This is a genomic window from Pseudoalteromonas sp. APC 3694 (genome assembly GCF_030407565.1).
Taxonomy (GTDB): domain Bacteria; phylum Pseudomonadota; class Gammaproteobacteria; order Enterobacterales; family Alteromonadaceae; genus Pseudoalteromonas; species Pseudoalteromonas tetraodonis.
In genome coordinates this window covers 88,048-100,402 of record NZ_JASDDE010000009.1, presented here as the reverse complement: position 1 = coordinate 100,402, position 12,355 = coordinate 88,048, and the positions used below count along the sequence as shown (strand labels likewise).

General features: G+C 37.9%; 7 protein-coding genes. 3 read left to right on the top strand and 4 right to left on the bottom strand.

Annotation, left to right across the window (positions count from 1 at the left end):
* Window positions 1–157: 157 nt before the first annotated feature.
* From QMA00_RS05505 to dinG, 3 genes are read right to left on the bottom strand one after another with little or no spacing between them, the layout of a single operon-like run.
* Window positions 158–766 (bottom strand): primosomal replication protein, encoded by a 609-nt coding sequence (locus tag QMA00_RS05505; protein WP_076922236.1) that lies wholly within the window; start codon window positions 764–766, stop codon window positions 158–160.
* A gap of 1 nt (window position 767) precedes the next feature.
* On the bottom strand, window positions 768–1,544 hold the full coding sequence (locus tag QMA00_RS05500) for a TSUP family transporter (protein WP_076922237.1): 777 nt from the start codon (window positions 1,542–1,544) through the stop codon (window positions 768–770).
* Window positions 1,544–3,619, bottom strand: coding sequence for an ATP-dependent DNA helicase DinG (gene dinG / locus QMA00_RS05495; RefSeq protein WP_076922238.1), 2,076 nt, complete (start codon window positions 3,617–3,619; stop codon window positions 1,544–1,546). Before dinG ends, QMA00_RS05500 begins: the two co-directional genes overlap by 1 nt.
* A 60-nt stretch (window positions 3,620–3,679) precedes the next feature.
* Between dinG and QMA00_RS05490 the strand changes: the two genes are divergently transcribed.
* The 3 genes from QMA00_RS05490 to QMA00_RS05480 all read left to right on the top strand — a co-directional run bounded on the left by QMA00_RS05490 (window position 3,680) and on the right by QMA00_RS05480 (window position 11,161).
* On the top strand, window positions 3,680–6,025 hold the full coding sequence (locus QMA00_RS05490) for a DNA polymerase II (RefSeq protein ID WP_076922239.1): 2,346 nt from the start codon (window positions 3,680–3,682) through the stop codon (window positions 6,023–6,025).
* Between the two features lie 416 nt (window positions 6,026–6,441).
* Window positions 6,442–9,096 (top strand): TonB-dependent receptor, encoded by a 2,655-nt coding sequence (locus tag QMA00_RS05485; RefSeq protein WP_076922240.1) that lies wholly within the window; start codon window positions 6,442–6,444, stop codon window positions 9,094–9,096.
* 124 nt (window positions 9,097–9,220) lie between these two features.
* A complete protein-coding gene (locus QMA00_RS05480; RefSeq protein ID WP_076922241.1) occupies window positions 9,221–11,161 on the top strand; it encodes a S9 family peptidase in 1,941 nt (646 codons plus the stop codon).
* A gap of 303 nt (window positions 11,162–11,464) precedes the next feature.
* On the opposite strand, the gene QMA00_RS05475 is transcribed toward QMA00_RS05480, so the two are convergent.
* Window positions 11,465–12,349 (bottom strand): IS982 family transposase, encoded by an 885-nt coding sequence (locus QMA00_RS05475; RefSeq protein WP_008465638.1) that lies wholly within the window; start codon window positions 12,347–12,349, stop codon window positions 11,465–11,467.
* Between the last annotated feature and the right edge of the window lie 6 nt (window positions 12,350–12,355).

The window sequence follows — 12,355 nt, the reverse complement described above, 5'->3', positions numbered from 1 at the left end:
ATTAAATCGCCCCTAGTTTGAACAAATTTTAATCTGCAAAGGTCAACAGACCCTAGACATTCAACTTCATGCTTAAGCTGCTGATACTTTTTAATTGGAAATCGATGGCGGTCAGGTAACTCTAATTGCGAGTACAGATGGTGATAATAAAGCTGCATTAGCGTAAATGTTGTTTTTCTACTTGTTGAATTTTGTCTTCGGTGGCAGAAATTGCTTTTCTACAACGGCCGAGTCGTGCATGAGTGGTTAAAATTTCTTGATTAAGTTTTTGTGCTTGCGCAGGTGATGCTTTTTCCATTTGTAACTTACGCTCTTCAATCATTAATACCAGGCGGCGCTCAAATTCATGGTTTTGTTTAAGTTCATCATATAACTCATGGGATGATTGCATGATTTTTTGCACCGCTTGTTTGTAAACAGGCTGTTTAGCACGAGGCTTATAATGACTTTTATTTTCTTTCACCCAAATAGGAGTCGATTTAATAACATTAAATACCGCTTGTACTTGGCTGGCAATGCGCTCAAGTGCATAGGTGTAAGCATGACGGTGTTCGCTCGGTGGTAAGCTGGCTATTTCATCTTCTATTTCTACTACATAGTCGGCTAAGTTCATGCTTTTGGTACTAAATACGGCTCTGTCAAATAAGCTCGGCTGTGCCTGCATATACCGGTTTTTAGAAAAGAGCTTTGCTTTGTCAAATTGCTCTGCCTGTTGCTTAAGCGTGGCAACTTGTTGGCGTAGTTTATCTAAAGCGGCAGGTTGCATGTTAAAAGTATGCCTCGTAAATTAGTTTTAATGCTAAAAGTATAACCATAGTATTAAATACTGGGCGAATAAATTTACTACCAAAACGAATCGCTGAATGTGCGCCAAACCATGCACCAAGCATGATAAAGAAGCCCATTGTAATTCCCAGTAAAAAGTTAACATGGCCAAGTGCAACAAAGGTGATCAGAGAGATAAAGTTAGAAACAAAGTTCATTGAACGCGCCAAACCACAATTGAGTAACAAACTCATTTTATAAAGCATACCGTTTGAGGCAGTCCAAAAAGTTCCCGTTCCAGGCCCAGCTAAACCATCAAAAAAACCTAGGCTTAATCCTTGTAGCCATTGTTTTACTTTTATTGTGCGAGTTAATTTAGGCAGTTCATCACTTTGTGTGGTACTTAAATTACCAAACAAGCTGTAGCAAGCCACTAAAATAATAATAATGGGTAAGAGCTTATTTAAAAACTCGATACTTAAATGATCAACAATAAGTGTGCCTAACAAAGCACCTATGGCGGTAGCCATAATAGAAGCAAACCAAAATCGTGGGTTAAATAGTTGTTTTTTATAATAGGTGATACTGGCCGTTAACGAGCCAAAACTGGCGGCCAATTTATTAGTGCCAAGCGTTAAATGAGGAGGTAATCCTGCCGTTAACAGTGCTGGTACAGTGAGTAATCCACCGCCGCCAGCAATAGCATCAATAAAGCCAGCTAAAAGTGCAACGCCACATAAAATAGCCCAAGTTGTTGGGTCGAGTGCAAGTTCAAACATCAGTAATCTATTTGTCTTTTAAAAGGTGGTAAGGTGTCAAGCATGGCTTTGCCATATCGTTTGGTGACTAGGCGCCTATCTAAAATAGTTATTGTGCCTGCATCACTTTCTTTACGCAGCAGTCTACCACAGCTTTGTACCAATTTCTTTGCTGCGTCTGGCACGGTTATCGATAAAAACGGATTACCGCCTTTACTTTGCACAAACTCTGCTTGCGCTTCTTCGATAGGCGAGGTGGGCACCGCAAACGGAATTTTGGTAATAATCAGGTTTTCTAAATATTTTCCAGGTAAATCAAGCCCTTCAGAAAGACTTTGGGTACCAAATAAAATACTGCCCTTGCCTTCATCAATATTTTTAGTATGTAATTTGAGTAAAGCTTCTCGTGACATTTCACCTTGTACTAATAAGTTAAATCCTTTTGTTCTAAGAAACTTACTTACATGGTCCATTTGCCAGTAAGAGGCAAATAACACTAAGTTGGCTTTTTTAGTGTTTAGATACTCGGGTAATGTTTTAGCAATATGATCGCTAAACTCTTTATCTGTTGGCTCTATACTTGAGGCCGGAATGCGTAAAGTGGCTTGTTTTGGGTAGTCAAACGGAGAGGGGGCTTTAATAAATTTCACCCCTTCCTCTTTGGCAAGGCCGCTTTCATAGGCAAAATGATCAAATGAACCGAGTGCGCTCAAGGTAGCTGAACATAGCACGGCTCCAGCACATTCGCTCCACAGCTTATCTTTTAAATAGTAACCGACCTCAATGGGGCAGTCGCTAAGCAAGTGATCATGATGGCTTTTATATTCAAGTCGTTTTATCCAACGCGCATGCGGTGTGCCTTCGCCTTTAGTGGCGTAACTAAACCATAATTTATTAAGTTGCTCTAATCGGTTTATGTATTGCCCGCTTTCAGCCAGAATAGGGTCGGCAACATAAGGTTTAATATCACCGTCGCTTACATCTTGTGTGAGGATGTCGTGCATTTTATTTAAACACCGTAATGCATCAAGCGTGGCTTCGCTAATATCTTTTGCCTTAGCGTGTAACGATTTAGGGATTTCACCATGTTCAAAGCGATAGGTATCGTCTTTAGAATATTCAAAATCGGCGTTGTCGAGTATATCCCGCACCACTTTTAAGTCTTTGTTGGCATCGTTAACGCTATCGCATAACTTAAAGTTTTGCCCAATGCCTTTTTGACCCACTAACACTTTGGCCATTTTGCCACTGAATTTAGTAAGTTTGTCGAGCCAATCTATCGTGCCTTTTATTGTGGCGGCGGCAGATGAAAAGTCGCGGGTAATATGTGCAAGGTGGTGCGCTTCATCTATTACATAAATGGTATTGTCGGGCTCGGGTAAAATTTTTCCGCCCCCTAAGTCTAAATCGGCTAACAGTAACGAATGGTTTATAACCAATACATCCATTTGCATTAACTGCTGGCGAGCCAGTTGAAAAGGACATGTTTGGTGTGCTTTCATCTGGCGTTGGCAAGCATGCTTATCGCAAGCAATGAGCCCCCATACTCTATCAGGAATGGTATCGGCCCAGCTGTCTCTATCGCCTTGCCATTTTTTGTTTACATAGGCATCGTAAAGTTGCTTTAAGCATTTAGTTTCCATATCACTTAATGGCGATGTAAGAGTAGGCATAAACTCCATTTGAGTTTGGCTATCGCTGTTTAGCGCATTATGAAGTTTGTGAGCGCAAATATAACGTTGGCGACCTTTGACTAAATCAAATTTAAAATCGAGCCCTGAGTGCTTTTTAAAAAACGGCAGCTCTTTAGCGATTAATTGCTCTTGCAAAGCCACAGTAGCCGTAGAAATAACCAGTTTCTTTTTTTGTGCTAATGCCAGTGGCAGAGCGCCTAGGCAGTAAGCTAATGACTTGCCTGTGCCTGTGCCTGCTTCAATAACACAAATACGTTGTTTTTTATGGTATTCACCGGCTAATGTTTTGGCGATTTCAGCAACTAAATAGTTTTGACTACTGCGAGGGCGGTAATCGGTTAGGTTATTTGCAACATGCTGGTGTACTTGTCTAATTGTTTTTTTAAGTGAGCTCGATAGCATGTGATGATTAACCTAAAATATGTATATAATTACAGTGTATATATTAAGTGGGATCGAACATTGACACAAGCAATCTATCAGGGCTTTATTTTATCAAGGCAACAATACAGCGCTAAAAATACGCAAGGTATTACTTTGTGCTATTGGCTGAGCTCTGATCAGGGCCCACTTAAAGTTATTATTGAAAACCAGCAAGCGTTGTTTTTCATCCCATTGGCTGAGCAAGATACTGCAAGTGCTTTACTGGCTCAGGCAAACATAAAAGCGCAGTTTAATAACGTTGAACTTTGTCACTTTAGTGGTAGTGAATGTGTGGCTTGTTATTTCAACGACATACATAGTTTATATACTGCGCGAACTCTACTAGAACAAGTAATGCCAATTTATGAGGCCGATGTACGCCACAGCGACCGCTTTTTAATGGAGCGCTTTATTAAAGGAGGTGTGTGGGTAACGGGTAACGCCACAACTAAAAATGGCTTTATTGAAATTAGTGACGCAAAGTTAAAAGCAAACAAAGATTACACGCCAACGCTTACGTCTGTTTCTTTGGATATAGAATGTAATGGGGACGGGGTGTTATTTAGTGTAGCACTGGTGGGAAATGGCTTAGATTGTGTATTGATGATAGGGGAGCCGCAGCAAAGTGATTCGACATTTGAAATAGACTGGTGCTATGACGAAATTAACCTGCTTACCAAGTTGCAGCAGTACATTATAAATAACGATCCTGATGTTATTATTGGTTGGAATGTTATTGATTTTGACTTTAGTTTATTGCAAGAACGCGCTGAGGCGTTAGGGCTTGCCCTTAACTTTGGCCGAGATAATCAACCTTTATATATTAATAAAGGCCATTACACCCGACTGACTCTTCCAGGGCGGTGCGTAATAGATGGCATTGATACATTAAAAAATGCGACTTACCGATTTGACAGCTTTTCGTTAGCTAATGTTGCAGAGCGTGTGCTTAACGAATCTAAATTAATAAAAACCGATAACCGATTATCTGAAATTGTACGCCAATTTAATGAAGACAAGCTCGCTCTTGCTGCTTATAACCGCCAAGATTGTATTTTGGTTAATCAAATTTTCGAAAAATTAAAGTTATTTGAATTTGCCATAGTCAGAACCCAAATAACAGGGCTCGAACTGGAACGCATGGGTGGCTCGGTTGCCGCATTTACAAACTTATACTTACCGTTATTACACCGCAGTGGTTATGTTGCCCCCAATTTAGGCGATCATGGGCTCTCATTTGAAAGTCCCGGTGGCTATGTGATGGAGTCGACTCCAGGGCTGTATAAAAACGTTTTGGTACTTGATTTTAAAAGCTTATACCCTTCAATTATGCGTACGTTTTGTATTGACCCGCTAGGTTTAATCGCAGGGTTAAATGCACCAGAGCATGCAGTTGAAGGATTTAATCAGGCGTTATTCTCAAGAACGCAGCACCACCTGCCAAAATTAATTGAGCACCTGACACAAACTCGCCAAGAAGCAAAAGACACTAATCAACCCATGCTCTCGCAAGCGATTAAAATTATTATGAATAGCTTATATGGCGTACTCGGCTCTAAGGGTTGTCGGTTTTACGATCCGCGTTTATCGAGCTCTATTACTTTGCGTGGCCATGAGATAATGCAAACAACCCGTAAATGGATAGAAGCGCAAGGCTTTGAGGTGATATATGGTGATACCGACTCTACGTTTGTAAAACTTAGTGAAGATACCAGTCCTGAGCAATGCAACGAAATTGGCTGCCAACTTGTTCGACATATCAACGAAAAGTGGCAAGTAGATTTAAAGCAGCGTTATGGTTTAAAAAGCTATTTAGAAATTGAATTTGAAACCCATTACAGTCCATTTTTTATGCCAACTATACGAGGTAAAAAAACAGGCTCTAAAAAGCGGTATGTAGGGCAAGTAACCAAAAATAATGAAAAAAAACTGGTATTTAAAGGTATGGAAACAGTTCGCAGTGATTGGACTGAGTTTGCACAAGAGTTTCAAACACAGTTATTCGAGACTTTATTTACCGACGACTTCGAAATACAGCAACTGCACAATATAATAAACAGCTACACGCAAAAACTTTATAATGGTGAGTTCGACCGTAAATTAGTATATAGAAAGCGGTTAGGGCAGCACCTTAACGATTACATCAAAAATATTCCTCCTCATGTTCAAGCTGTTAAAAAATATAAAGCGAATCATCCTGAGTTTGAAATAAAACGCGGGCAGGTGATTGAATATGTTTACGCAGTAACCGGCGCTGAGCTTTATACCGGTAAAAACACTCTGAACTACCCACTGTACATTCAAAGACAACTCGACCCTGTTGCGCAAATGATATTAAGCGCATTAAACACAACATCTGAATCTACACAAGCCTCGTTGTTTTAGCTTAACTATGAGCTTAAAAAGTCTTTTATAGTTAATTATTCGCCTATAAACGTCAAAGGTGAATAAAAAATTTAAAGGTAAATTAACAATTGTGGCCTTGGTTACAATTTTATCTAAAAAGAATACAAAGCGTAATTTAAAAAATCATTTATTCAAACTCATAAAAATCAACTGGTTACCGTGATGTTGTTTTTAATTCTCAAGTTTGTTTCTAAATCGTATCCATAAATTAATTTAAAAAACTAATAAAATACCGCCAAAAATGATAATGAAAAGTCATGCAAAGTGCTTTTAAAGTTAATTTAATGTTGACCAACTTGTGTTTGAAGTATTATCATCTGAAGCGTGATCACAAATTAATTAACAAGGTGTGATCAAAAAAATACAAAAACAAATAGTATTCTAGGGAGAATCAAATGTTAAATAACAAAGTTTCAAAAGCAGTTCGCTTAGCGATAGCTTTCGGTGCAGTATCAACAGCTGCATTTTCGGCTAGTTCATTCGCAGCTGAAGAAAGCGCAGATAAAGTAGAACGTATTCAAGTAACTGGTTCTCGTATTAAACAGGTTGATCTTGAAAATAGCTCTCCAGTAACAGTTATTACTGCAGCAGATATTAACTTGTCAGGTGAGCCATCTGTAGGTGATGTATTAAATAACTTATCTTCAAACTCATTTGGCTCTTGGACGGGTGTATCTGGTTACGGTGCAGGTTCTTCTGCAACTTCAAGTATTAACCTTCGTGGTTTAGGTTCTGACGCAACACTTGTATTATTAGATGGTCGTCGTATGCCTGGCACAAGTACTTCTTCAGGTGCTTCTGCTGATACATCTCTTATCCCTATGGCTATCGTTGAACGTATTGAAATTTTACGTGATGGCGCATCTGCAGTATATGGTTCTGCAGCGGTTGCTGGTGTAATTAACATCATCACTAAAAAAGATTTTGATGGTTTAAATCTTAAATATGAATTCAACCAACCAAGCGTTGACGGCGGTGATAGCAGTACTTTCTCTGTATCGTCAGGTTTTACTGCTGAAAAAGGTAATATTGTTTTCACTTTCGAACACTCTGAAAGCGATGCTATTTATGATAGAGATATTTGGGCACTTGATGACGAAACATACGGTGCATACAGCTCTTACAGCCCAGTATCTAACTACTTAGATAGTACTGGCTACCATGCAAATTCAGATTTATGTGATGCAGAACCTAATACTGTAAACACTATCGATGCTGATGGTAATGGCCGTTGTACATATAGCTACGGTGAAGTGACTAAGTTTTACCCAGATACAAACAAAAACTCATTTTTAACTAATTTTACATATGAGTTATCAGACGACATTCGTTTTATTGGTCGCGCTATGGCGAGCTTCAACGAAACTGATGCACGTTATGCTGGTACTCCAGTATCTACTACACCTATCTATATGAGCGAAGATAACCAATACAATCCTTCTGATGAAGAAGTACGTATTTTCACTCGTGCAGTACCAATCGGTAACCGTGATACAACAACTGAAGTAACAACAACTGATATTTTAGTTGGCCTTGAAGGCTTTACAGATATTGGCAATGGCCTTGATTGGGAAGTAAACTTCCAAAACAGTGTTTCAAAAACTAATTCATTTGGTAAAAACCTAGTTAATGACGTTGCTTTCCAAGCGGCAATTGATACTGGTGAGTACGATGTGTTTAACGTATCAGGCATGAGTTATGATGCCTGGAGCGCAAGTATGACTGATCTTTATCAACAAGCTAATCATACTGGTACTTATGAAGGTCGTTACGAAAGTAAACAAATTGATGGTTTAGTTTCAACGACATTTTTAGATGACGGCGAGTTCATGGTTGCCGGTGTTGTTGGTGGTGAATTTGAGCAAATTGATTTTACCCAAATCAGTGATCCAGAATCAGCGAATGGATTTATTTCTGGTGGTTCTGGTGGTGATGATGTTTATGCAGATCGTGACCGTACAGCTGCATACTTTGAAGTACAAGCTTCTTTCCCACATGATGTTGATTTGACAGTTGCTGGTCGATACGAAAAGTATGAGCAAAGTGGTACAACAAATCTTGGTAAAAAAAGTACTACGTTTGACAAATTTGTACCAAAAGTTGGTTTAACTTGGCGTCCAACAGATACTTTATTACTTCGTGGTTCTTGGGGGGAGTCATTCCGTGCTCCAAACATGGGTGAGATGTTCCAATCTTACGCATTAAGTTTCCCAACTGTACGTGATACAGCTTGGTGTTCTGCTAACCCAGGACAAGAAACTGATGGTTATTGTGCTGATGCAGGTGAGCAAGTTGCAACGTGGTTTGGTGGTAATACTGAACTTCAAGCTGAAACAGGTGATTCTACAACGGTAGGTTTCGTTTGGGATGCAGTTGAAAACCTTTCGCTTGAATTAACATATTACTCAATCAATTACGATGATAAAATTGATAGTGTAGATAATTCAGAACTTCTTCGCCTTGAAATTGAACAAGGTGGTTTAAACTCTACTCCAAATGCAATTGAGCGTAATGCTGATACAGGTAAAATTGATTACATGTACACTGGTTACGTGAACAAGAGCTCGCTATCTACTGACGGTATAGACTTTACAGCTAGATACCGTTTTGATACTGACTTTGGTAACTTTACGAGCACATTAAATGTATCTCGAGTTTTATCATTTGAAGAAGTAGCTGATTCAGAATCTGATGCATTTGATTACGCTGGCTTACAAGATTATCCAGAATGGAAATCAGATTTAGCGGTTAACTACGCTTATGAAGACTTCTCAGCTACGTGGACTATGTTCTATGTTGGTACTCAAGATTCAGGTAATGAAGAGTACGGCGTTGATTACTATGCTGATATTCCTAGCTATTTCAAACATAACGTTCAAGTAAGCTATGTTGCACCTACAAATACCAAAATTGCTTTAGGTGTAAATAACTTATTTGATAAAGTTGCACCTAGCTTCTACGATGGCTTCCGTGATTACCGAGACTCTAACTGGTCTCTATATGATCAAACAGGTCGTTCATTGTACTTACGTTTAGAGCAGTCGTTCTAAGCATTATCTAATTTAGTTACAAAGAATAAAGCCCTGCTATTTAGTAGGGCTTTTTATTTACTAATAAGTGAAGTCTCTCTCAGCAAGCTGTTGTTAGTAAGCACTTAATTTATTTGGAAGTATAATGTCAGCAATATTTAAGTTAATAGTAATTTCTTACTTGTGTATTATTTCTTTTGAAATCAATGCGCAGAAGGCACAGCCAAAAATTGAAGATTTTTTTAAAAATCCTAAATTCTCTAATCTTCAGCTTTCCCCAAATGGTAAGTATTTAGCAGTACTATCTCCAATAAATGAGAGAAAAAATATTGTTATACTTGAAACTGACGGGTTAAAAAATGCAAAGGCGGTAACGAAGTTTGATGATCAAGATATTAATGATTTTTCATGGGCTAATGATGATGAAATTGTTTTTAAGCTTGATAGTGATGGAAATGAAGCTTTTAGCCTTTATAAAATCAATGTAAACGCCAAAAAAGCGAGAGTTATTGAGTTAGTTGGCTCTAAAGTAGGAGCCTCAGGTATCCGTTCTGCAAGTATTGTCCATATGCTACCTAATGATCCAGAGCATATTGTTATTCAATATAATGGAAGAAATATTAAAGCCCCGGATCTTTATAAATTACCTCTTAATAGTAAATGGGATAGAAAGCGAGAAAGAAATTTTAAAATGAAGATTCTGGCTAAGAACCCAGGTGATTTTCAGGGTTGGCTTTTAGATCATGATGGTGAAGTGAGAGGTGCTGTTGCTATCAATGGCTTAAAAGGTAAATTTTATTATAAGAATAAAGGTGAAAAAGAGTTTCGTATATTACGTGACTATAACGTTGAAGAAGAAAATATTACACCACTGGCTTTCGATTTTGATAATAAAACACTATTTGTAGCTTCAAATATTAATAGAGATACGTCGGCTATTTATTATTTTCATCCTGATAAAAACGAATTAGGTGAATTAATTTTTGGCATGCCAGAGATTGATGTCTCTAATTTAATGTTATCGACTAAACGTAAAAAGCTAATTGGAGTTAGGTATTTAGATGAGTATCCTGAAGTAGCCTATTTTGATAAAGAAACTGCTGAGATGATGGCCTCATTGAAGAGCGCTTTTAAAGATAAAGTTGTTAATGTAGTTAGCAGCTCAAAAAATGAAGCACTGAACGTTGTATATGTTGGTAGTGATACAGATCCTGGTCATTATTATTTGTTCAATAAATCAAAAAATACGCTCAAATCATTAGTTTCACCTATGGGCTGGATTGATAAAAGTCAGTTATCACCTATGAAACCAATTAAGTTTAATAGCCGTGATGGTTTAACTATTCGTGGCTATTTAACAATACCAAAAGATAGCAACGGTAAAAATTTACCTTTGATTGTTAATCCACATGGCGGCCCTTATGGTATTAGAGACGCATGGGGTTTTAATTCTGAAACGCAATTTTTTGCGAGTCGGGGCTATGCAACAGTTCAAGTCAACTTTCGTGGTTCAGGTGGTTATGGGCGAAAATTTCAACAAGCAGGCTATGGCGGTAAATGGGGCGCCGAGATGCAAAATGACTTAACCGACGCTATTGAGTACTTGGTAGGTGAGGGGGTTATAGATCCAAAAAGAGTATGTATTTATGGTTCTAGTTACGGCGGTTATGCAACTATGGCCGGTCTTACTTTTACTCCAGAGCTTTATAAATGTGGTATTAATTATGTAGGTATAACTGACGTTGAGTTACTTTTTGACTCGCTTCCTAAGCATTGGGAACCACAAAGAGAGCTTCTAGAAAAGCAAATTGGTAACCCTGATGATAAAGCTCTAATGAAAAAAATGTCTCCACTTCATCATGTAGATAAAATAGTAGCGCCATTAATGATTGTGCAAGGAGCCAAGGATCCTCGTGTTGTAAAAAAACATGCACTCGATTTAAGAGATTCTTTAGAAGAGCGCGGAATTATATTATCTGACGATGAGTGGATTATGAAAGATAACGAAGGACATGGATTCCAAAAAGAAGAGAATAAAATAGAGCTATATACTAAAATTGAAAAGTTTTTAGCTAAACATCTATAGTTATTTACCATTTTATTAATACATGTATATAAAGTTAAATAATTTTAATATTGTGATTTTTATATGCATGTACTATTTAATAAATAGGCTAAATATGAACTTAGTGTTTTTAGCCACGGTAAAAAAGGGTAATCTCTAGTTATTGAGTCTACTCGGTTAAAAGTGTTGCATTGTCATTTTATAGCCCCTAGATTTGATAATTATACTATTGTAAAAGTATTTTTTTATAAAGCTTAAAGCAGCAGGTGTCTTTGAATGGTAAAAATAACTACTTGGCATTATACTAAGTAACCTGAGATCTGCTTAAGCGATAACTAGTGCGTTGAGCTCTACGTCAGTTAAATTAAGGTGTGGCTTATTTTCTTTCAAGCAATAAGCCACCAACCCAGCTACTAAATTCAACATAAAACCGTTCATACTCCGATGTCTCGAATGTTCAATGAAGGATATGTTCTTGAGTTGATCATTAATTGTCTCGATTATAAACCGCTTTGAAAGCATCGCTCTATCCCATAATGACATCGCTTTTGCTTTCATATTTTTGCGAACAGTCGTAATGAGCTTCACACCTTTATCGAGTAAATCCGCTTCTAAGGCTTTACTTAAATACCCTTTGTCACCATACAATTTGTCTGTAAGGCAGCTCGCTAATTCACGCACTGGTTGCGTATCATGCACATTACCTGTTGTCACTTTGGCAGCGACAATTTCACCGTGGTGATTAACTATTAAATGCAACTTGAAGCCATAAAACCACCCCATCGTTCCTTTGCCTCGCTGGGCTATTCCATCAAAGGTTTTGTGTCTGGGAATACGAATATTATGACACACCTTAATACATGTAGAATCAATGAATTCAACGCCTGTGGGTTTACCTTTAAGTGAAGTAAAATAAGCACACATCGGTACAAGTATCCTCGGCATAACGGCTAAAAATCGTGTGTAACTGAGTAAGTTAGGAAATTCACTTTTATACATAAGTGAAACATAGCCAAGATAGTAATTTTTAAAATCACGGTGATGTGACATATGAAAACTAATGACAATTGTCATGATTTCACTGGTCGTCATACGTCCTGCTCGTTGACGTTTTTGGGTACCGTCTTCGAGTAATTGTTTTTCCCATTGAGGTATAAATACTTTGCAAAAATCGTCGACATCGCAAAACAATTCAACTAATTTAATCATGCCTGT